This window comes from Pseudomonas sp. FG36 (assembly GCF_057809275.1).
Window position 1 is genome coordinate 25,888 of the sequence record NZ_JBMDJQ010000009.1, and the last position, 20,600, is coordinate 46,487.

The window sequence follows — 20,600 nt, forward strand, 5'->3', positions numbered from 1 at the left end:
GCCTCCCGCTTGTTTCGACGCGGGTGTACAATCGATTCCCTTGACTGACCTTTCGAAGGATTTCCCGGATGTTGCCGCGCTTTCCCGCCGTCACCCGTAGCCTGACCCTGGCCGCCTTGCTGGCGACAGGCCCCGCTGTTGCGCTGGAACTGCCGTTGCCACCCCCCGGTGAGGACGTCGTCGGCCAGGTCCACACCATCCAGGCCAAGTACGAAGACACCTTCGCCGACATCGGCACCGCCAACGACCTGGGCTACCTGGAGATGATCGCCGCCAACCCCGGCGTCGACCCGTGGCTGCCGGGCGCCGGTACCGAGATCATCCTGCCGACCCGCTACATCCTGCCGCCGGGGCCGCGTGAAGGCATCGTCATCAACCTGGCCGAGTACCGTCTCTACTACTACCCGAAAGGGCAGAACGTGGTGCATACCTTCCCGCTGGGTATTGGCCGCGAGGGCTGGGGGTCGCCGATCGCGAACACCAAGATCACCGCCAAGACGCCTAATCCGACCTGGACCCCGCCGGCCTCGATCCGTGCCGAGCACGCCGCCGATGGCGACATCCTGCCGACCGTGGTGCCGGCCGGGCCGGACAACCCGCTGGGTCCGTTCAAGTTCACCCTTGGGGTGCCGGGCTACCTGATCCATGGCTCTAACAAGAAGTTCGGCATCGGCATGCGCACCAGCCACGGCTGCTTCCGCATGCTCAACAACAATGTGCTGACGCTGTCGAAGATGGTCCCGGTGGGTACGCCGGTACGCATCATCAACGAGCCGTACAAGTTCGGTATCAGTGCCGGCAAAGTCTATCTGGAAGCCCACACGCCGCTGGACGATCACGGCAATCCGTCGGTGGTCGACAAGCACACCGCCGTCATCAACGCGCTGCTCAAGCGTGAAGACCTGGCCAACAACTTGCGCATGAACTGGGACATGGTTCGCGATGTGGTCGCTGCCGAAGATGGCATGCCGGTCGAGATCGCCGTGCCCACCAATGGTGCAAGCGCGCCGATGGTGTCGAGCATTCCACCGGAGTTGCAGTAAGCGATTGCCTACGGGTAACTAACTAGCAGGGTACTTTTCGTACAATCCTAGGGGCCGCCTTGCGGCCCATAGCGAGAAAGGCCCGCTCCTACAGGTCGTGCGTTGCGCTGTAGGAGTGGGCCTTTCGTGCGGTGGGGGCGCAAAGCGGCCCCTGTTGTTTGGCCTTGCATCAGCAGGCTTTCTTCCAGGCAATAAAAAAGCCGACCCACAAGTGGGTCGGCTCCATAACAATCCGTGAGGATTATTACTTGCGGCTGGCTTTGTCCAGCATACGCAGAGCGCGCTCGTTGGCTTCGTCAGCGGTCTGCTGAGCCTTCTGAGCAGCTGCCAGAGCGTCGTCAGCTTTGCGGTAGGCTTCGTCTGCACGAGCCTGGGCGCGAGCTGCTGCGTCTTCGGTAGCAGTCAGGCGAGCTTCGGTTTCTTTGGATACGCTGCTGCAACCGGTAGCCAGAACTGCGGCCAGAGCCAGAGCAGAGAATTTCAGAACGTTGTTCATCGTGTTCCCCTTCAAGGACTTTCTATTAAATAGCCATCTCTCGGAAAAGAGAAACTGGCCGGCGTACATAGTACCCATTACTTGTAGTAAGTAAACTGACTGAGCGCAAGAACTGCAAAAAAAATGCTGCCGAGGCCTCCGGCGACGGGGTTTGTAAACAAACTGTGAAAACCACGGGCAGCGTTCGCAAGCGATTGTAGTACAGGAACTTTTTTGTTGAACTAAGGGTGACTTTAACTGTCGGTCAGCGTCTTAGCCCTACAACATCCGGTTGCTGTTGCCAGGCGGTGCAGACGTTGCTGTCAGCATTTTCATTCAGGGCAGCTTGAGCATTCTTGCTGGTGCCGCCTACTATTTGAGGGTGCCATCGGCGCAGAACGATCCAGGTCGCGCTGCTGTCCAAGGGGCAACAGGTGGCGTGGAGGTTCCTCCGCCGGATAAACCACATCGGTAAGGTAAGGGTCTGCCGACAAGACCTGCGAGGAGTAGTGATGAGCGAAACGCTGACCATCCACCATGACCAGGCCGGTCATCAGTTCGAGACCACCGTGGACGGTCACCGGGCTTACCTGACGTACATGGACCTGGGCAAGCAGACGCTGGACATCTATCGCACCTTCGTTCCCAACGCCCTGCGCGGGCGCGGGATCGCCGCCGCGCTGACCGAGAAGGCCCTGGAGTACGCCGAGCAGATGGGCTACACGGTCATCCCGTCGTGCTCCTATGTCGAGCGCTACATGGAGCGCCAGCAGCGGCATTCGAGCAAGGCCTGACCGGGCAGTACGCACACATGAAAACGCCGGGCATTGCCCGGCGTTTTCGTTTGCGCGATTTCTCAGCCGCGCTGACGCTTGGGCAGCACATCCTTGAGCTTGGCGTGCATGCTGCGCAGGGTCTTCTCGGTGGCGGCCCAGTCGATGCAGGCGTCGGTGACCGATACACCATACTGCAGCTCGTCGAGGTTCTTCGGAATGGCCTGGCAGCCCCAGTTCAGGTGGCTCTCTACCATCAGGCCGATGATCGACTGGTTGCCTTCGAGGATCTGGTTGGCCACGTTCTCCATGACCAGTGGCTGCAGGGCCGGATCCTTGTTGGAGTTGGCGTGGCTGCAGTCGACCATGATGTTCGGCTTGATCTTCGCCTTGGCCAAGTCCTGCTCGCAAAGGGCGACGCTCACCGAGTCATAGTTGGGCTTGCCATTGCCGCCGCGCAATACCACGTGGCCGTAGGCGTTGCCCTTGGTGGTGACGATGGACACGCCACCTTCCTGGTTGATGCCCAGGAAGCGGTGCGGCTTGGACACCGACTGCAGGGCGTTGATCGCCACGGTCAGGCCGCCATCGGTACCGTTCTTGAAGCCGACCGCCGAGGACAGGCCAGAGGCCATCTCGCGGTGTGTCTGGGATTCGGTGGTGCGCGCGCCGATGGCCGACCAGCTGATCAGGTCCTGCAGATACTGCGGGGAGATCGGGTCAAGCGCTTCGGTGGCGGTGGGCAGGCCTTTCTCGGCCAGGTCCAGCAGCAGTTGGCGGCCGATGTGCAGGCCGTCCTGGATCTTGAACGAGTCATCCAGGTACGGGTCGTTGATCAGGCCTTTCCAGCCGACGGTGGTGCGCGGCTTCTCGAAATACACGCGCATGACCAGGTACAGGGTGTCGGAAACTTCCTCGGCCAGTACCTTCAGGCGCTCGGCGTACTCGTGGGCGGCCTTGATGTCGTGGATCGAGCACGGGCCGACCACCACGAACAGGCGATGGTCCTTGCCGTCGAGGATATTGCGCACCACTTCACGGCCGGCAGTCACGGTCTGCAGGGCCTTGGCGCTGAGGGGGATTTCCTTCTTGAGCTGATCAGGGGTGATCAAGGTCTCGTTGGAGGCAACGTTAAGGTCATCGATCGGTAAATCAGCCATCGTGTTACTCGTCAGGTCACGGGTGCCGGCCGCCAGCAATCCCCGTGCGGCCCAGCAGCAGATTGTTCGCAGCGGGGAGGCCGAACCTTAGCGCGTTAGCGGGGGCGCGACAATGGGCTGGGCCCCGTCGATACGGGGTTTTTGCCCGCCAAGCGGCATTTGGGCGCGAGCTCGCTGCCTGGCGGGACTATTTCACCGTGGCAGCGACACCTGGGTATAGTGGCTGACCAACAACAATGACTCTTGACCAGGAGCACGGCATGGCATCCCTCGACCCTCAGGTTGGCAAGCCCCGCATCGGCATCATCGGCAGCGGCGCAATCGGTGGCTTCTATGGCCTGATGCTGGCCCGCGCCGGTTTCGACGTACACTTTCTGCTGCGCAGTGAATATCAGGTCGTGCATGAGCAGGGGCTGCAGCTAGACAGCGCCGTGCATGGCCAAGTGCGCATGCCCGTGCAGGCCTACGCCTCTGCCGCCGACATGCCGCCTTGCGACTGGCTGCTGGTGGGGGCCAAGGCCACCAGCAATGCCGAGCTGGCGCCCTTGATCGTGCAAGCCGCAGCACCGCAGGCCAGGGTGGTATTGCTGCAGAACGGCCTTGGGGTCGAGGAGCAACTGCGCCCGGCCTTGCGCCCGGACATGCACCTGCTGGGCGGGTTGTGCTTCATCTGTGTCAACCGCGAGCGCCCCGGGGTGATTCGTCACCAGTCGTTGGGCGCGGTGAACCTTGGCTATCACAGTGGGCCCGCACAAGATGATGCAGTGGTCGTGGTGGAGGAGGGCGCGGCCCTGTTCCGGGCTGCGGGCATCGATTCCCAGGCCATGGCCGACCTTGACCAGGCGCGTTGGCAGAAGCTGGTGTGGAACGTGCCCTACAACGGCCTTTCGGTGCTGCTGCAGGCCAGCACCACACCCTTGATGGGCGATGCCGACAGCCGTGCGCTGATCCAGGCGTTGATGGCTGAAGTGGTGGCGGGCGCCAAGGCCTGTGGCCGTGAGCTGCCGGCGGGTTACGCCGAGCACCTGTTCCGCGTCACCGAGAAGATGCCGGACTACTGGCCGAGCATGTACCACGACCATGCCTTGCAGCGGCCACTGGAGCTGCAGGCGATCTACGCCGAACCCTTGGCCCGCGCACGCGCGGCGGGGTGTGAGTTGCGGCGCATGGAGGCGTTGTACCAGGCACTGGCGTTTCTCGACCGGCGTAACCGGCAGGCCTGAAAGCCGCGGCGGCTGTGCGCCGGACGGCCAGGCGACGGCCCATGGCGCTGCTAAGCTCAAGCTTGCTCTGCCGAAGCGGCAGTCGAGGAGGTCGAATGATCCGTTCCATGCTGTTCGCTACAGACCTCGGTGTTTACGCGCCCTTCGTCATGCAGCACGCCTTGGCCCTGGCGCGGACCTTCAACGCGGAACTGTATGTGATTCATGCCGTGGAGCCCATGGGCCAGTTCGCCGAGTCCTTGTTGCAGAGCTACCTCGATGAGCAGACCCTCGATGCATTGCACAGTGAAGGCGTGACGACGGTCATGGCCAATATCGAGCAGCGGGTGCTGGAGAACTTTCGCGAGGAACTGGGCGAGGTCGCCGACCTGGCGCTGATCCGCGCGGTGCGGGTGCGTCAAGGCGACCCGGCGCAGGTGATCCTCGAGCAGGCCCAGCGCCTGGCGGTCGACCTGCTGATCTTCGGCAGCCACAGCGCGGGGGCAGGAGTGGACGTGCCGATCGGTCGCACGGCGGTGCGGCTGCTGCAACTGTCGCCGGTGCCGGTGTACATGGTGCCGTTGGCCCAGCATCTTGGGCGTAGGAAGGTGTGAGTCTGGCGGTAGGGCTTTTCCTGCGAACGTAACAAAATAGTTCTAGATTTATTTCTCTAGCCACTAATATAGTTATAACTCGTCGCTGCCGGCGCGCCGGTGACCTACCGCCTTTGAGGGATATCTATGAAGCTTCAGCAACTGCGCTACATCTGGGAAGTGGCGCACCATGACCTCAACGTTTCCGCGACGGCGCAGAGCCTGTACACCTCCCAGCCCGGGATCAGCAAGCAGATCCGCCTGCTCGAGGACGAGCTGGGCGTCGAAGTCTTCGCCCGCAGCGGCAAGCACCTGACCCGTGTCACCCCGGCGGGCGAGCGCATCATCAATACCGCCGGCGAGATCCTGCGCAAGGTCGAAAGCATCAAGCAGATTGCCCAGGAATTCTCCAACGAGAAAAAGGGCACCCTGTCGATCGCCACCACCCACACCCAGGCGCGCTATGCGCTGCCGCCGGTGATCAGCAACTTCATCAAGCAATACCCGGAAGTCGCCCTGCACATGCACCAGGGCTCGCCCATGCAGATCGCCGAGATGGCGGCTGACGGCACCGTCGATTTCGCCATCGCCACCGAGGCGCTGGAGCTGTTCGGCGACCTGATCATGATGCCGTGCTACAAATGGAACCGTTGCGTGGTAGTGCCACAGGGACACCCGCTGACCAAGCTGCCGAAGCTGACCCTGGAGGCAGTGGCCGAGTATCCGATCGTCACCTATGTATTCGGCTTCACTGGTCGTTCCAAGCTCGACGAGGCGTTCAACCACCGTGGCCTGACGCCGAAGGTGGTGTTCACCGCGGCTGACGCCGACGTGATCAAGACTTATGTACGCCTGGGCCTGGGCGTGGGTATCGTCGCCAAGATGGCGGTGGACCCGAAGCTCGACAGCGACCTGGTGTGCCTGGATGCCAGCGAGTTGTTCGAGGCCAGCATCACCAAGATCGGCTTCCGTCGCGGCACCTTCCTGCGTGGTTTCATGTGCGACTTCATCGAGAAGTTCGCGCCGCACCTGACCCGTGAGGTGATGGCCAAGGCGATCCAGTGCCACAACAAGCAGGAGCTCGAAGAGCTGTTCGAGGGTGTCGAGCTGCCGGTGCACTGACCTGAAATAACTGGGGCCGCTTTGCGGTCCCAGTCGTTTATGCCTTGCTGATCAGGTTGCCCGCGTGCAACCCGCATTCCTTCTGGGTCGACTCCTCCCACCACCAACGTCCTTCGCGCTCATGCTGGTTCGGCAACACTGGCCGGGTGCATGGCTCGCAACCAATGCTGATGAAGCCGCGCTCGTGCAGGCTGTTGTAGGGCAGCTCGAGCATGCGGATGTAGCCCCAGACTTCCTCGCTGGTCATCTGCGCCAGGGGGTTGAACTTGTACAGGGTGCGCTCCGGGGTGGAGAAGGCGCTGTCGATCTCCAGGGCCGCTACCTGGCTGCGGGTGCCGGGGCTCTGGTCGCGACGCTGGCCGGTGGCCCAGGCACTGACGGTGGCCAGCTTGCGGCGCAGCGGCTCGATCTTGCGGATGCCGCAGCACTCGCCATGGCCGTCCTTGTAGAAGCTGAACAGGCCCTTTTCCTTGACGAACGGGTCGAGCTTGTCGCGGTCCGGGCTGAGGATTTCGATCGGCAGGTTGTACTGCTCGCGCACCTGGTCGATGAAACGGTAGGTTTCCGGGTGCAGGCGACCGGTATCGAGGCTGAACACCTTGACCTGCTTGTTCAGTTTCCAGGCCATGTCCACCAGCACCACATCCTCGGCGCCACTGAAGGAGATCCACAGGTCGTCGCCGAAGTGTTCGAAGGCGAGCTTGAGGATCTCCTGCGGGGACTTGCTGGCGTAGGTCGCGGCCAGGGCGGCGACGTCGAAGGGTTGGCTCATCAGGCGGTTTCCATCGGGTGAGTGGCGCTGTGCGCTCGTAGTGGTCAGATGGTAACAAAAAATGGCGGGGCAGACGCCTGGCGATCGCGGGGCAAGCCCGCTCCCACGGAGTTCTACAAGGCTTGCAGCGTTTCCATCAGCACGCGCACCTTGGCGATCGACTCTTCGTATTCGGCCTGCCAATCCGAATCGGCCACCACCGCGCCACCGCCCCAGCAACTGACCTGGCCGTCCTTGACCAGCAGGCTGCGGATGGCGATCGAGCTGTCCATCTCGCCGCGCACGTCGAGGTACAGCAGCGAGCCGCAGTACAGCGCCCGGCGCGTCGGCTCCAGCTCGTCGATGATCTGCATGGCGCGGATCTTCGGCGCGCCGGTGATCGAGCCGCCGGGGAAGCTGCCGGCGATCAGGTCCAGGGCGTCCTTGCCGGCGGCCAGCTGGCCGACCACGCTACTGACCAGGTGATGGACGTTGGGGTAGCTCTCCAGGCTGAACAGTTCCGGCACCTTCACCGAACCAGTCTGGCAGGTGCGGCCGATATCGTTGCGCAGCAGGTCGACGATCATCAGGTTTTCCGAGCGGTCCTTGGGGCTGGCCAGCAGCTCGGCGGCGTTGCGGGCGTCCTCGGTCGGGTCGGCGGCGCGTGGGCGGGTGCCCTTGATCGGGCGCGTCTCGACCTCGCCCTGGCTGACACGGATGAAACGCTCGGGCGAGAAGCTCAGCAGCGCCGTGCCTTCATCCAGCTGCTGGTAGCCGGAGAACGGCGTCGGGCAGGCGGCGCGCAGGGCCTGGTAGGCGCGCCATGGGTCGCCCTGGCAGGGGGCGCGAAAGCGCTGGGTGAGGTTGATCTGGTAGCAGTCGCCGGCCTGGATGTAGCGCTGCACCTGGTCGAACGCCGCCCGGTACTGCTCGGGGCGAAGGTCGCCGGTCATGGGCGCCAGCAGGTGGAAGTCACCGCTATCGCCCGGGGTGCTGGCCTCGAACAACGCGATGAGCCGTTGCCGCTCGTCCTCAGGCAGGCGCGGGTGGAACACCAGCTGGCTGCTGCACAGTCGATGGTCGGACACCAGTGCCCATGCATACAGCCCCAGGCGGGCGTCGGGCAGGCCGAGGTCGTCGACAGCGTGCGTCGGCAATTGCTCCAGGCGCCGGCCAAAGTCATAGCTCAGGTAGCCGATCAGGCCGCCGGCGAAGGGCAGCTCGAAGCCCTCGGGCAGTTGCGCTTCCCCAAGTTCCGCCAGTGCCTGGCGCAGGCGTTGCAGGTAAGCCTGGCCGTCTTCATCGCTGCGTGCCTGCAGCTGTTGCAGGGGCCAGGCGCTGAGCAGATCGTAGCGACCGCGTTCGGCACCCGGACGGGCGCTGTCGAGCAGGATCGCGCCGGGCGCGCGGCGCAGGCGTTCGAAGTAGAAGGCGGGGTCGGGCTGGTAGGGCAGGGGGTGCAGCGTACAGGTCGGCATCAGAGTGGACGGCGATGAAAAAGCGAGGAGGGCGATTGTAGACCTGTGGGGGGGATGCGCCTAGCGCCGACAGCGACATTCGCATGTTGTGTCTCGCCTCGGGGTCGCTATGCGACCCATTCGCCGCGGTTCGTCGTCACGACAAGCCGGCTCCCACAGGTGGTGTGTAATCCTTGTGGGAGCTGGCTTGTCGTGGCGACGAACCGCAAAGGGCTGCAGAGCAGCCCCCGAGCATCACTGCGGATGAACGTGCCCGAACAGGCCTTGCGAGACCTTCACGCGTTGCTCGGCATCCTCGCTGCGACCTTCCTTGGCCAGCATCTCCAGGTGCGCCTCGATGGCGTGGGTGCGTTGCGTGAGCCCGCAGTCGTTGGCGATCTGGATGTTCAGGCCGGGGCGGGCGTTGAGCTCGAGGATCAGCGGGCCCTTGTCCTGGTCCAGCACCATGTCCACACCGATGTAGCCCAGGCCGCACAGCTCGTAGCAGCTGGCGGCAAGCTTCATGAAACCGTCCCAGTTCGGCAGTTGCACGCCGTCGACCGCGTTGGTGGTGTCGGGGTGTTTGCTGATGATCTTGTTCAGCCAGGTGCCGCGCAGTGTCAGGCCGGTGGCCAGGTCTACGCCGACGCCGATGGCGCCCTGGTGCAGGTTGGCCTTGCCGCCGGACTGGCGGGTCGGCAGGCGCAGCATGGCCATCACCGGGTAGCCCATCAGCACGATGATGCGGATGTCGGGCACGCCCTCGTAGCTGATGCTCTTGAAGATCTGGTCCGGGGTGACCCGGTACTCGATCAGCGCGCGGTCGCGGTGCCCGCCCAGCGAATACAGGCCGGTAAGGATGCTGGAGATCTGGTGCTCGATCTCCTCGTGGCTGATGATCTTGCCCGAAACCGTGCGGTAGCGGTCCTCGAAGCGGTCGGCGATCACCAGGATGCCGTCGCCGCCAGCGCCCTGGGCCGGCTTGATGACGAAGTCGCTGCGCCCGCCGATGATCTCGTCGAGCTTCTCGATCTGTTTCTCGGTCTCGATGATGCCGTACATCTCCGGCACATGGATCCCGGCCGCCAGGGCGCGTTCCTTGGTGATGATCTTGTCGTCGACGATCGGGTACAGGTGGCGCTTGTTGTACTTCAACACGTAGTCCGCGTTGCGCCGGTTGATACCCATGATGCCCCGGGCCTCCAGGGCTTTCCAGGTCTTGATCAGGCCGAACATCAGGCGTCAGCCTTCTTCAGGAATGCCTTGAAGCGCACGAGCTCGGTCAGGCGGTAGCCGCGGTAGCGACCCATCGCCAGCATGAAGCCCACCAGGATCAGCAGCACCGCCGGGAAGGTGAAGACGAAGTACACGGCTTCCGGCACGGTCATCAGCAGGTGCGCGATGGAGGCGGCGAACAGGGTGCCGACGGCCACTTTCATGGCATGGCCGCCGCCACGTTCTTCCCAGGTGATCGACAGGCGTTCGATGGTCATGGTCAGGATCACCATCGGGAACAGCGCCACCGACAGCCCGCGCTCCAGGCCCAGCTTGTGGCTGAACAGGCTGATGGCGGCGATCAGCACCACGACGAAGGTCAGCACCACCGACAGCCGCGGCAGCATCTGCAGCTTGAGGTGTTCCAGGTACGAGCGCAGCGACAGGCCCAGGGCGGTGATCACCGTGAACAGGATGATGCCGAAGCCCAGTTGCGTCTCGCGGAAGGCCAGGGCGATCAGCACCGGGGTGAAGGTGCCCAGGGTCTGGATGCCGATCAGGTTGCGCAGCACCAGGATCACCAGCACGCCGATCGGGATCATCACCATGATCATGAAGGTCTGCTGGGTCTGCAGCGGCAGGCCGTACAGCGAGTATTCGAGGAAGTCGGCGTCGGTGTTCTCGTCGGTCAGCTTGGCCAGGCGGATGGCGTTCATCTCGCTGTTGTTCATGCTGAAGGTGACGGTGGCCTTCTTGCCGCCATCGACGGTGATCAGGTTGTCGTCGCCGGTCCACCACAGCAGGCGGTCGCTGGGCAGGCCTTGCTCGCCGGTCTCCGGGTTGAAGTACAGCCAGTCGTTGCCGTTGAAGCTGCGCAGCCACAGTTCAGGGCTCTGCGGGGTGTCGGCCACCAGGCGGATGGTGTGGACTTTCTCCAGCGGGACGTGGGCGATGGACAGCAGCAGGTCGATGACCTGGGCTTTCTTCAGCGGCGAGTTGTCGCCGGCCAGCAGCAGCTTGGCGTTGTCGTCGTTGGCGTTGTTGACCCGCTTGATGGTCTCGCTGACGAAGGTCTCGACGTCGGCCGAGTGCTGGCGGATCGGTGCCATCAGTGCTTCGGCGGCGATCTTCTCCGGGCCTTCGACCGCCAGGCTGTCGCGGAAGGTCGGGCCCTTGATCTTGGCCTTCTCGGTGCTGTAGCGCTTGGTCAGCACCAGACGGTAGTAGAGGGTCTGGTTGCCGCTGGCGCGACGGGCCGACCAGGTCACCTTGCGGTTGCCATCGGCGCGGTTGACGCTGACCCCGTAGTTGTTGGAGATGAAGCTCTCGTTGAGGCTCACATAGTCACGGTTCAGCGGGGGCACGAACATCTGCACCTTGACCGGGTCCTTGGCGCTGGCGACGAACTCGACCTTGGCGTCGATGTTCCACAGGTCATCGGTCTCGTCCTCGGTCACCGGGATGCCGAGGGCGAAGATCTGGTAGGCCGTGATCGCGATGCCCAGCACCACCAGGACGGTGATCAGGACTTTCAGGTGGAGGGTAAGAGAGCGCATCGGAATTACTCTGCTTTGGGAGCTTCGGTGGCACAGGCAGGTTTGCCGGCCGCGTATTTAAGGCTTGGGTCGACCAGCGCACCGAAGTGCTTGAGGGCCTCGGAGCCGATCAGCAGCGGGAACTGGAAGGCGCTGCGGTCGGTGAGGTTGACCTCGATGGTGCGTCGCGTCTGGCCCATGCAGATGTCGAGTTCGATGACTGGACGGGCAGTGTAGGCCTTGCCCGAGTCGGCGTCATAGTCCCCGGCGCGGCGCTTGATCTTGCTGACGCGGGCCAGGGGGCGTTCGATGGGGTGCTTGTGCGCGGCGTCGATGGCCAGGTAGAAGCGCACCCAGCTCTCGCCGTTGCGCTTGAAGCGCTTGATGTCGCGGGCGCTGAGCGAGGCGGTCTTGGCGCCGGTATCGAGCTTGGCTGCCACTTCCAGGTCAAGGTCGCCCAGGCGGGCGTATTCGTTGAGACCGTACACGGTCTTTTCGGCCGCGGGCGCGAGTGCCGGCAGCAGGGTCAGGCAGAGCAGCAATGAAGCGGGTTTGAGTCTCATAATCCTGGCGCGGTGCTGTGCAAAGTTCAGGGCAAGGCGACTGGCCAAGCGTCCTCATTGATCTGTCATGGGCATGAAATGATGACAGACACACTATCCATGCTCCCGAAGGAGCGCGGCATTCTATCACGCCGGTGCCTTGACGCCAGCGCGCCCGCGATCTGACCGCGGCGAGGCTTGGTTAGTTCGTTATTAGACGATTGTCGACAATATTCTTTTTGTCTTTGACTGTGGCTGTCTATTTAGCTAGTTTTGCCGTCATTGATTTGCAAGGTGTCGACAATCATGCTGGATGTATACCAGGCCGTGGCAGTGCCGCAGGACGAGACCGAGACCCTCTCGGAGCATGTCTTCCGGCGTATCCAGGCCGCCATCGTCAAGGGCGAGATCGCCCCCGGCAGCAAGATTTCCGAGCCTGAGCTTGCGCGTACCTACGGCATCAGCCGCGGCCCGCTGCGCGAGGCCATCCACCGTCTCGAAGGCCAGCGCCTGCTGGTGCGCGTGCCGCATGTCGGCGCCCGGGTGGTATCGCTGAGCCACGCCGAGCTGATCGAGCTGTATGAAATCCGTGAGTCGCTCGAAGGCATGGCCTGCCGCCTGGCCGCCGAGCGCATGAGCCAGGCCGCCATCGACGAACTGCGCCATGTGCTCGATACCCATGAGCGCGATGCCGCGTTCCAGGCCGGGCAGGGCTACTACCAGCAGGAAGGCGACTACGACTTCCACTACCGGATCATCCAGGGCAGCGGCAACCAGACCTTGTACAAGATGCTCTGCGGCGAGCTGTACCAGCTGGTGCGCATGTACCGCATCCAGTTCTCCTCCACGCCCAACCGCCCGCGCCAGGCCTTCGCCGAGCACCACCGTATCCTCGATGCCATCGAAGCCCGCGACGGTGAGCTTGCAGAACTCCTGATGCGCCGCCACATCGGCGCGTCCAAACGCAATATCGAGCGCCATTACCAAGGTGCCGACAACAATAGCCCACGAGGTGAGTCATGACAGTGAAGAGCACGCCCGGCCAGCGTTTCCGTGACGCGGTCGCCGCCGAACATCCGCTGCAGGTGGTCGGGACCATCAACGCCAACCACGCCCTGCTGGCCAAGCGCGCCGGTTTCAAGGCCATCTACCTCTCCGGTGGCGGTGTCGCCGCCGGCTCCCTGGGCCTGCCGGACCTGGGCATCAGCGGCCTGGACGACGTGCTCACCGATGTGCGCCGCATCACCGATGTGTGCGACCTGCCGCTGCTGGTGGATGTCGACACCGGCTTCGGCGCCTCGGCCTTCAACGTCGCCCGCACCGTCAAGTCGATGAGCAAGTTCGGCGCCGCCGCCATTCATATCGAGGACCAGGTCGGCGCCAAGCGCTGCGGCCACCGCCCGAACAAGGAGATCGTCTCGCAACAGGAGATGGTCGACCGCATCAAGGCGGCCGTGGATGCCCGCAGCGACGACAGCTTCGTGATCATGGCGCGCACCGACGCCCTGGCGGTGGAAGGTCTGAACGCCGCCCTGGACCGTGCCGCCGCCTGCATCGAGGCCGGCGCCGACATGATCTTCCCTGAAGCGATCACCGAATTGCACATGTACAAGACCTTCGCCGACCGGGTGAAGGCGCCGATCCTGGCCAATATCACCGAATTCGGCGCCACGCCGCTGTACACCACCGAGGAACTGGCTTCGGTCGACGTGTCGCTGGTGCTCTATCCGCTGTCGGCCTTCCGCGCCATGAACAAGGCGGCCGAGAACGTCTACACCGCGCTGCGCCGCGACGGCACCCAGAAGAACGTGATCGACACCATGCAGACCCGCATGGAGCTCTACGATGCCATCGGCTACCACGCCTTCGAGCAGAGCCTCGATGCATTGTTCGCGCAGAAGAAAGGGTAAGCGAATGCCTGTACCGGCCCTGCGACAGGGCCGGTGCGAATCACCAGGATTAGCCAGCAAGACTTCGATAACAAATTCAAGAAAGGAGAAACACCATGGCCGAAGCAAAAGTACTCAGTGGCGCGGGCCTGCGTGGCCAGGTGGCCGGCCAGACCGCGCTGTCGACCGTCGGCCAGGCCGGCGCCGGCCTGACCTACCGCGGCTATGACGTGCGCGACCTGGCCGCAGGCGCCGAGTTCGAGGAGGTGGCCTACCTGCTGCTCTACGGCGAGCTGCCGAGCAAGGCCGAGCTTGCCGACTACAAGCGCAAGCTCAAGGGCCTGCGCGACCTGCCGCAAGCGCTGAAGGAAGTGCTTGAGCGCATCCCGCGCGATGCACACCCGATGGACGTGATGCGTACCGGGTGCTCGGTGCTCGGCACCCTGGAGCCGGAGCTGACCTTCGACGCCCAGCGCGACAAGACCGACCGCCTGCTGGCGCTGTTCCCGGCGGTGATGTGCTACTGGTACCGCTACACCCACCACGGCGTGCGCATCGACTGCGGCAGCGACGAAGACACCCTCGGCGGCCACTTCCTGCACCTGCTGCACGGCAAGAAGCCGAGCGAGCTGCACGTCAAGGTGATGAACGTCTCGCTGATCCTTTACGCCGAGCACGAATTCAACGCCTCGACCTTCACCGCCCGGGTCTGCGCCTCGACCCTGTCCGATTTGTACTCCTGCGTGACCGCCGCCATCGGTTCGCTGCGCGGCCCGCTGCACGGTGGTGCCAACGAGGCGGCCATGGAGCTGATCGAGCGCTTCCAGAGCCCGCAGGAAGCCACTGCCGAGCTGCTGCGCATGCTCGAGCGCAAGGACAAGATCATGGGCTTCGGTCATGCCATCTACAAAGAGTCCGACCCGCGCAACGAAGTGATCAAGGGCTGGGCCAGGCAGTTGGCCGACGAGGTGGGCGACAAGGTCCTGTACCCGGTTTCCGAAGCCATCGACAAGACCATGTGGGAGCAGAAGCGCCTGTTCCCCAACGCCGACTTCTACCATGCCTCGGCGTACCACTTCATGGGCATCCCGACCAAGCTGTTCACCCCGATCTTCGTCTGCTCGCGCCTGACCGGCTGGGCCGCGCACGTGTTCGAGCAGCGCGCCAACAACCGCATCATCCGCCCGAGCGCCGAGTACGTCGGCGTCGAGCAGCGCCAGTTCGTGCCGATCGAGCAGCGCTGAGGCAACGACCGCTAGGGCTGCCATGCAGCCCTTTCGCCGGCAAGCCGGCTCCCACAATGTCCACGCGTTGCTGTGGGAGCCGGCTTGCCGGCGATGGGGTGCGCACCACCCCCAAGGCCTGACCTGCAAACCGAATACCGTGAGCCCGATAACGATATGAACACCGCATTCCGCAAGAACCTGCCAGGCACCGCCCTGGACTACTTCGACGCCCGTGCCGCGGTCGAGGCGATCAAGCCCGGCGCTTACGACGGCCTGCCGTATACCTCCCGCGTACTGGCCGAAAACCTGGTGCGCCGCTGCGATCCGGCCACCCTCGATGCATCGCTCGAGCAACTGATCGAGCGCAAGCGCGACCTCGACTTCCCCTGGTTCCCGGCCCGCGTGGTGTGCCACGACATCCTTGGCCAGACCGCCCTGGTCGACCTCGCCGGGCTGCGTGACGCCATCGCCGACAAAGGCGGCGACCCGGCGGCGGTCAATCCGGTGGTGCCGGTGCAACTGATCGTCGACCATTCGCTGGCCGTGGAATGCGGCGGCTTCGACCCGCAGGCGTTCGACAAGAACCGCGCCATCGAAGACCGCCGCAACGAAGACCGTTTCCACTTCATCAACTGGACCAAGCAGGCGTTCAAGAACGTCGACGTGATCCAGCCGGGCAACGGCATCATGCACCAGATCAACCTGGAGAAGATGTCGCCGGTGATCCACAACGACCGCGGTCTGGCCTACCCCGACACCTGCGTCGGCACCGACAGCCATACGCCGCATGTCGACGCCCTGGGCGTGATCGCCATCGGTGTCGGTGGCCTGGAGGCCGAAAACGTCATGCTCGGCCGCGCCTCGTGGATGCGCCTGCCGGAGATCGTTGGCGTCGAGCTGACCGGGCGCCTGGCGCCGAACATCACCGCTACCGACCTGGTACTGGCCTTGACCGAGTTCCTGCGCAAGCAGAAGGTGGTCGGCGCCTACCTCGAATTCCACGGTGCCGGCGCCAGCGCGCTGACCCTGGGCGACCGTGCCACCATCTCCAACATGGCCCCGGAGTACGGCGCCACCGCGGCGATGTTCGCCATCGACCAGCAGACCATCGACTACCTCAAGCTGACCGGCCGCGATGACCAGCAGGTGCAGTTGGTGGAAACCTACGCCAAGGTCGCCGGCCTGTGGGCCGACAGCCTGGCCAAGGCCGAGTATGAGCGCACCCTGAGCTTCGACCTGTCGAGCGTGGTGCGTAACATGGCAGGCCCGTCCAACCCGCACGCGCGCGTGGCCACCAGCGACCTGGCGGCCAAGGGCATTGCCGGGCAATGGCAGGAAGTGCCGGGGCAGATGCCGGATGGCGCGGTGATCATCGCCGCGATCACCAGCTGCACCAACACCAGCAACCCGCGCAACGTGATCGCCGCTGGCCTTATCGCCCGCAACGCCAACAAGCTTGGCCTGGTGCGCAAGCCGTGGGTCAAGTCGTCGCTGGCGCCGGGCTCCAAGGCGGTGCAGCTGTACCTGAAGGAAGCAGGCCTGGAACAGGAACTGGAGCAGCTGGGCTTCGGCATCGTCGCCTTCGCCTGCACCACCTGCAACGGCATGTCCGGCGCGCTCGACCCGGTGATCCAGCAGGAGATCATCGATCGCGACCTGTACGCCACCGCCGTGCTGTCGGGCAACCGCAACTTCGACGGGCGTATCCACCCCTACGCCAAGCAGGCGTTCCTCGCTTCGCCGCCGCTGGTGGTGGCCTACGCCATCGCCGGTACCATCCGTTTCGACATCGAGAAGGACGTGCTGGGCGTGGTCGACGGCAAGGAAATCCGCCTCAAGGATATCTGGCCGAGCGATGAAGAGATCGACGCCGTGGTGCGCGCCTCGGTCAAGCCCGAGCAGTTCCGCCAGGTGTACATCCCGATGTTCGCCATCGAGGAAGACAAGGGGCCGAAGGTCGCGCCGCTGTACGACTGGCGTCCGATGAGCACCTACATCCGCCGCCCGCCGTACTGGGAAGGCGCCCTGGCCGGTGAGCGTACCCTGCGCGGCATGCGCCCGCTGGCGGTGCTGCCGGACAACATCACCACCGACCACCTGTCGCCGTCCAACGCCATCCTGCTGGATAGCGCCGCCGGTGAATACCTGGCGAAGATGGGCCTGCCGGAGGAAGACTTCAACTCCTACGCCACCCACCGTGGCGACCACCTGACCGCGCAGCGCGCCACCTTCGCCAACCCCAAGCTGTTCAACGAGATGGTGCGCAAGGACGACGGCAGCGTGAAGCAGGGTTCGTTGGCGCGTATCGAGCCGGAAGGCAAGGTGACCCGCATGTGGGAGGCCATCGAGACCTACATGCAGCGCAAGCAGCCGCTGATCATCGTCGCCGGTGCCGACTACGGCCAGGGGTCGTCCCGTGACTGGGCGGCCAAGGGCGTGCGTCTGGCGGGCGTCGAGGCGATCGTCGCCGAAGGCTTCGAGCGCATCCACCGTACCAACCTGGTAGGCATGGGCGTACTGCCGCTGGAGTTCAAGGCGGGCACCGACCGCAATACCCTGGGCCTGGACGGCAGCGAGACCTATGACGTGCTGGGCGAGCGCAAGCCGCGGGCGACGCTGACCCTGGTGGTCACGCGGCGCAACGGCGAGCGCGTCGAGGTGCCGGTGACCTGCCGCCTGGATACCGCCGAAGAGGTGTCGATCTATGAGGCGGGTGGGGTGTTGCAGCGCTTTGCCCAGGACTTCCTGGAAGGCACGGCCTGAATAAGCGGGGCCGCTGAGCGGCCCCAGTCTTTGCGTCGCAATGAAAAAATCAGGAAGCACGGCAATGGCACATGCACCACAGGTAAAAATTCCCGCCACCTACATCCGTGGCGGTACCAGCAAAGGCGTGTTCTTCCGCCTGCAAGACTTGCCCGAGCGTGCGCAGGTCCCAGGCCCGGCTCGCGACGCCCTGCTGTTACGGGTGATCGGCAGCCCCGATCCGTACGGCAAGCAGATCGACGGCATGGGTGGCGCCACCTCCAGCACCAGCAAGACGGTGATCCTGTCGAAAAGCATCAAGCCCGACCACGACGTCGAATACCTGTTCGGCCAGGTCTCGATCGACAAGGCCTTCGTCGACTGGAGCGGCAACTGCGGCAACCTGTCCGCCGCGGTCGGCTCGTTCGCCATCAGCGGCGGGCTGGTCGATGCGAGCCGCATTCCACGCAATGGCATCGCTACCGTGCGGATCTGGCAGGCCAACATTGGCAAGACCATCATCGCCCATGTGCCGGTCACCGAGGGCGAGGTGCAGGAAACCGGCGATTTCGAACTCGATGGTGTGACCTTCCCGGCCGCCGAGGTGCAGCTGGAGTTCCTCGACCCGGCCGCCGACGAGGATGGCGGGGGCGGGGCGATGTTCCCCACCGGCAACCTGGTCGACGACCTCGAGGTGCCGGGCGTCGGTACCTTCAAGGCCACCCTGATCAATGCCGGTATCCCGACCATCTTCGTCAATGCCGCCGATATCGGCTATACCGGTAGCGAGTTGCAGGACGCCATCAACGGCGATGCCGCCGCGTTGCAGCGTTTCGAGACCATCCGTGCCCATGGTGCCGTGCGCATGGGGCTGATCGAACATATCGATCAGGCCGCCGGGCGCCAGCACACGCCGAAAGTCGCCTTCGTCGCGGCGCCGAGCACCTACACTGCCTCCAGTGGCAAAGCCGTGCCTGCCGAAGAGATCGACTTGCTGGTGCGTGCACTGTCGATGGGCAAGCTGCACCACGCGATGATGGGCACCGCAGCGGTGGCCATCGGTACCGCCGCGGCGATTCCCGGGACGCTGGTCAACCTGGCTGCCGGTGGCGGGGAACGAAGTGCCGTGCGTTTCGGCCATCCGTCCGGGACACTACGGGTCGGGGCCGAGGCGCGTCAGGTGGACGGGCAATGGACCGTGACCAAGGCAATCATGAGCCGAAGCGCTCGGGTGCTGATGGAGGGCTGGGTACGCGTGCCCGGTGATAGTTTCTAAGGCATCAGTAGTGCTCGGCATTCGTTGAGCGGGGCCGCTTTGCGGCCCCTGTTATCAAGGAGCCACGAATGAGCGCAAACGTAGACCTCAACACCCGCCCCGACTACGATCAGGTCCTGCAGACCCTCGCCGACTATGTGCTCGGCTACCGCGTCACATCCTCCGAGGCGCTGAACACCGCCCGCCACTGCCTGATGGACACCCTGGGCTGCGGCCTGCTGGCCCTGCGCTTCCCCGAATGCACCAAGCATCTTGGCCCGTTGGTCGAAGGCACGATCGTCCCCCATGGCGCCCGCGTGCCGGGCACCAGCTATCGCCTCGACCCGGTCAAGGCGGCCTGGGACATCGGCTGCATCGTTCGCTGGCTGGACTACAACGACACCTGGTTGGCGGCGGAGTGGGGCCATCCCTCGGACAACCTCGGTGGCATCCTGGCGGTCACCGATCACCTGTCGCAAAAGCACGTGGCCAATGGCGAGGCGCCCCTGGCCATGCGCGAGGTGCTCGATGCCATGGTCATGGCCCACGAGATCCAGGGCGTGCTGGCGCTGGAGAACTCCTTCAACCGGGTTGGCCTGGACCATGTGCTGTTGGTCAAGGTCGCCTCGACAGCAGTGTGTGCCAAGCTCATGGGCGCCAGCCGCGAACAATTGCTGTCAGCACTCTCTCACGCCTTCGTCGATGGCCAGGCCCTGCGCACCTACCGTCATGCGCCCAATGCCGGGTCGCGCAAGTCGTGGGCGGCGGGGGATGCCTCCAGTCGTGGCGTGCGCCTGGCCGATATCGCGCTGCGAGGCGAGATGGGTGTGCCCGGTGCGCTGACCGCCAGGCAGTGGGGGTTCTACGACGTGTCGTTCAGCCACACCAACAAGGACCTGGCGCTCAAGCCCGAGGCGCAGCGTGAACTGCGCCTGCCGCAGCCGCTGGGCAGCTATGTGATGGAAAACGTGCTGTTCAAGATCAGCTTCCCTGCCGAATTCCACGCCCAGACCGCCTGCGAAGCTGCGGTGATCCTGCACCCGCAGGTGCGCAATCGCCTGCACGAAATAGACCGCATCGTCATCACCACCCACGAATCGGCGATCCGCATCATTTCCAAGGAAGGGCCGCTGGCCAACGCCGCGGACCGCGACCACTGCCTGCAATACATGACGGCGGTGCCGTTGATTTTCGGTGATCTGGTGGCCGAGCATTACGAAGATGCCTTCCATGCCGCGCACCCGAGCATCGACCGCTTGCGCGAGAAAATGGTGATCGTCGAGGAGCCGCGCTTCAGCCGCGAGTATCTGGAGGCCGACAAGCGCTCCATTGCCAATGGTGTGCAGGTGTTCTTCAAGGATGGCTCGCACACGCCACAGGTGGTGGTGGAGTACCCGATCGGGCATCGGCGCCGGCGGGAGGAGGGGATGCCTTTGCTGGAGGCGAAGTTCAGGGAGAACCTGGCGACGCGATTTGCGCGGCAGCGGTGCGAGCAAATCTTGGCTGTGTGCAAGGATCAGCAGGCGCTGGAGGCCATGCCGGTGCACAGGTTCGTCGATCTGTTCGTGATCTGAAGTTGCCTGTTCCGGCCTCATCGCTGGCTTGCCAGCGATGAGGCCG

General features: G+C 64.2%; 18 protein-coding genes. 11 read left to right on the forward strand and 7 right to left on the reverse strand.

Annotated features, from left to right (window positions below; all coding sequences use genetic code 11):
• The first annotated feature begins 68 nt into the window (after nt 1-68).
• Complete coding sequence (locus ACODS9_RS09365; protein WP_046854905.1) at nt 69-1,043, forward strand: L,D-transpeptidase family protein; 975 nt, start codon at nt 69-71, stop codon at nt 1,041-1,043.
• Between the two features lie 244 nt (nt 1,044-1,287).
• Here ACODS9_RS09365 and oprI read toward each other — a convergent pair whose 3' ends face one another.
• On the reverse strand, nt 1,288-1,539 hold the full coding sequence (gene oprI / locus ACODS9_RS09370; RefSeq protein WP_003259780.1) for an outer membrane lipoprotei OprI: 252 nt from the start codon (nt 1,537-1,539) through the stop codon (nt 1,288-1,290).
• A gap of 491 nt (nt 1,540-2,030) precedes the next feature.
• On the opposite strand from oprI, the gene ACODS9_RS09375 reads away from it, so the two are divergent.
• The gene (locus tag ACODS9_RS09375) at nt 2,031-2,312 is read left to right on the forward strand and encodes a GNAT family N-acetyltransferase (RefSeq protein ID WP_031315036.1); all 282 of its coding nucleotides are present in this window, start codon (nt 2,031-2,033) and stop codon (nt 2,310-2,312) included.
• Between the two features lie 62 nt (nt 2,313-2,374).
• On the opposite strand, the gene ACODS9_RS09380 is transcribed toward ACODS9_RS09375, so the two are convergent.
• The gene (locus ACODS9_RS09380) at nt 2,375-3,451 is read right to left on the reverse strand and encodes a 3-deoxy-7-phosphoheptulonate synthase (protein ID WP_011533136.1); all 1,077 of its coding nucleotides are present in this window, start codon (nt 3,449-3,451) and stop codon (nt 2,375-2,377) included.
• A gap of 260 nt (nt 3,452-3,711) precedes the next feature.
• Here ACODS9_RS09380 and ACODS9_RS09385 point away from each other — a divergent pair, with 260 nt between their 5' ends.
• From ACODS9_RS09385 to cysB, 3 genes are all read left to right on the forward strand, one after another.
• Nucleotides 3,712-4,674, forward strand: a complete 963-nt coding sequence (locus ACODS9_RS09385) for a putative 2-dehydropantoate 2-reductase (RefSeq protein WP_489093787.1) — start codon at nt 3,712-3,714, stop codon at nt 4,672-4,674.
• A gap of 95 nt (nt 4,675-4,769) precedes the next feature.
• Nucleotides 4,770-5,267: a universal stress protein gene (locus ACODS9_RS09390; protein ID WP_046854907.1), complete on the forward strand. Its 498-nt coding sequence runs from the start codon at nt 4,770-4,772 to the stop codon at nt 5,265-5,267.
• A 126-nt stretch (nt 5,268-5,393) separates the two neighbouring features.
• Nucleotides 5,394-6,368, forward strand: a complete 975-nt coding sequence (gene cysB, locus ACODS9_RS09395) for an HTH-type transcriptional regulator CysB (protein ID WP_011533140.1) — start codon at nt 5,394-5,396, stop codon at nt 6,366-6,368.
• Nucleotides 6,369-6,405: 37 nt separating this feature from the next.
• Here the strand turns inward: cysB and ACODS9_RS09400 are convergent, their stop codons facing one another.
• The 5 genes from ACODS9_RS09400 to rloA form a co-directional block, all read right to left on the reverse strand.
• Nucleotides 6,406-7,140 (reverse strand): phosphoadenylyl-sulfate reductase, encoded by a 735-nt coding sequence (locus tag ACODS9_RS09400; protein WP_050705067.1) that lies wholly within the window; start codon nt 7,138-7,140, stop codon nt 6,406-6,408.
• Between the two features lie 113 nt (nt 7,141-7,253).
• On the reverse strand, nt 7,254-8,597 hold the full coding sequence (pabB, locus tag ACODS9_RS09405) for an aminodeoxychorismate synthase component I (RefSeq protein WP_489093788.1): 1,344 nt from the start codon (nt 8,595-8,597) through the stop codon (nt 7,254-7,256).
• A gap of 234 nt (nt 8,598-8,831) precedes the next feature.
• A complete protein-coding gene (locus tag ACODS9_RS09410; protein WP_038706442.1) occupies nt 8,832-9,812 on the reverse strand; it encodes an alpha-L-glutamate ligase-like protein in 981 nt (326 codons plus the stop codon).
• Nucleotides 9,812-11,347: an osmotic stress tolerance membrane protein RloB gene (gene rloB / locus ACODS9_RS09415; protein ID WP_046854910.1), complete on the reverse strand. Its 1,536-nt coding sequence runs from the start codon at nt 11,345-11,347 to the stop codon at nt 9,812-9,814. Before rloB ends, ACODS9_RS09410 begins: the two co-directional genes overlap by 1 nt.
• 5 nt (nt 11,348-11,352) lie before the next feature.
• Nucleotides 11,353-11,889 (reverse strand): retropepsin-like aspartic peptidase RloA, encoded by a 537-nt coding sequence (gene rloA, locus ACODS9_RS09420; RefSeq protein ID WP_023629916.1) that lies wholly within the window; start codon nt 11,887-11,889, stop codon nt 11,353-11,355.
• Between the two features lie 285 nt (nt 11,890-12,174).
• On the opposite strand from rloA, the gene ACODS9_RS09425 reads away from it, so the two are divergent.
• The 6 genes from ACODS9_RS09425 to prpD all read left to right on the forward strand — a co-directional run bounded on the left by ACODS9_RS09425 (nt 12,175) and on the right by prpD (nt 20,554).
• On the forward strand, nt 12,175-12,891 hold the full coding sequence (locus ACODS9_RS09425; protein ID WP_489093789.1) for a GntR family transcriptional regulator: 717 nt from the start codon (nt 12,175-12,177) through the stop codon (nt 12,889-12,891).
• Complete coding sequence (gene prpB, locus ACODS9_RS09430; protein ID WP_038706441.1) at nt 12,888-13,778, forward strand: methylisocitrate lyase; 891 nt, start codon at nt 12,888-12,890, stop codon at nt 13,776-13,778. The genes ACODS9_RS09425 and prpB overlap by 4 nt, the downstream gene beginning before the upstream one ends.
• A 95-nt stretch (nt 13,779-13,873) precedes the next feature.
• Nucleotides 13,874-15,001 (forward strand): bifunctional 2-methylcitrate synthase/citrate synthase, encoded by a 1,128-nt coding sequence (gene prpC, locus ACODS9_RS09435; protein ID WP_489093790.1) that lies wholly within the window; start codon nt 13,874-13,876, stop codon nt 14,999-15,001.
• A 156-nt stretch (nt 15,002-15,157) separates the two neighbouring features.
• Nucleotides 15,158-17,746, forward strand: coding sequence for a Fe/S-dependent 2-methylisocitrate dehydratase AcnD (acnD, locus tag ACODS9_RS09440; protein WP_038706439.1), 2,589 nt, complete (start codon nt 15,158-15,160; stop codon nt 17,744-17,746).
• Between the two features lie 64 nt (nt 17,747-17,810).
• A complete protein-coding gene (prpF, locus tag ACODS9_RS09445) occupies nt 17,811-19,001 on the forward strand; it encodes a 2-methylaconitate cis-trans isomerase PrpF (protein ID WP_489093791.1) in 1,191 nt (396 codons plus the stop codon).
• A gap of 68 nt (nt 19,002-19,069) precedes the next feature.
• Nucleotides 19,070-20,554: a 2-methylcitrate dehydratase gene (gene prpD / locus ACODS9_RS09450; RefSeq protein ID WP_489093792.1), complete on the forward strand. Its 1,485-nt coding sequence runs from the start codon at nt 19,070-19,072 to the stop codon at nt 20,552-20,554.
• The last annotated feature ends 46 nt before the right edge of the window (nt 20,555-20,600 follow it).

Coding starts and splice junctions, on each gene's coding strand:
- pabB (WP_489093788.1), bottom strand. CDS start 8,597: ATGCCGACCTGTACGCTGCACCCCCTGCCCTACCAGCCCGACCCCGCC.
- ACODS9_RS09385 (WP_489093787.1), top strand. CDS start 3,712: ATGGCATCCCTCGACCCTCAGGTTGGCAAGCCCCGCATCGGCATCATC.
- ACODS9_RS09390 (WP_046854907.1), top strand. CDS start 4,770: ATGATCCGTTCCATGCTGTTCGCTACAGACCTCGGTGTTTACGCGCCC.
- ACODS9_RS09365 (WP_046854905.1), top strand. CDS start 69: ATGTTGCCGCGCTTTCCCGCCGTCACCCGTAGCCTGACCCTGGCCGCC.
- cysB (WP_011533140.1), top strand. CDS start 5,394: ATGAAGCTTCAGCAACTGCGCTACATCTGGGAAGTGGCGCACCATGAC.
- prpB (WP_038706441.1), top strand. CDS start 12,888: ATGACAGTGAAGAGCACGCCCGGCCAGCGTTTCCGTGACGCGGTCGCC.
- ACODS9_RS09410 (WP_038706442.1), bottom strand. CDS start 9,812: ATGTTCGGCCTGATCAAGACCTGGAAAGCCCTGGAGGCCCGGGGCATC.
- prpD (WP_489093792.1), top strand. CDS start 19,070: ATGAGCGCAAACGTAGACCTCAACACCCGCCCCGACTACGATCAGGTC.
- acnD (WP_038706439.1), top strand. CDS start 15,158: ATGAACACCGCATTCCGCAAGAACCTGCCAGGCACCGCCCTGGACTAC.
- prpF (WP_489093791.1), top strand. CDS start 17,811: ATGGCACATGCACCACAGGTAAAAATTCCCGCCACCTACATCCGTGGC.
- ACODS9_RS09375 (WP_031315036.1), top strand. CDS start 2,031: ATGAGCGAAACGCTGACCATCCACCATGACCAGGCCGGTCATCAGTTC.
- ACODS9_RS09400 (WP_050705067.1), bottom strand. CDS start 7,140: ATGAGCCAACCCTTCGACGTCGCCGCCCTGGCCGCGACCTACGCCAGC.
- ACODS9_RS09425 (WP_489093789.1), top strand. CDS start 12,175: ATGCTGGATGTATACCAGGCCGTGGCAGTGCCGCAGGACGAGACCGAG.
- rloB (WP_046854910.1), bottom strand. CDS start 11,347: ATGCGCTCTCTTACCCTCCACCTGAAAGTCCTGATCACCGTCCTGGTG.
- oprI (WP_003259780.1), bottom strand. CDS start 1,539: ATGAACAACGTTCTGAAATTCTCTGCTCTGGCTCTGGCCGCAGTTCTG.
- prpC (WP_489093790.1), top strand. CDS start 13,874: ATGGCCGAAGCAAAAGTACTCAGTGGCGCGGGCCTGCGTGGCCAGGTG.
- ACODS9_RS09380 (WP_011533136.1), bottom strand. CDS start 3,451: ATGGCTGATTTACCGATCGATGACCTTAACGTTGCCTCCAACGAGACC.
- rloA (WP_023629916.1), bottom strand. CDS start 11,889: ATGAGACTCAAACCCGCTTCATTGCTGCTCTGCCTGACCCTGCTGCCG.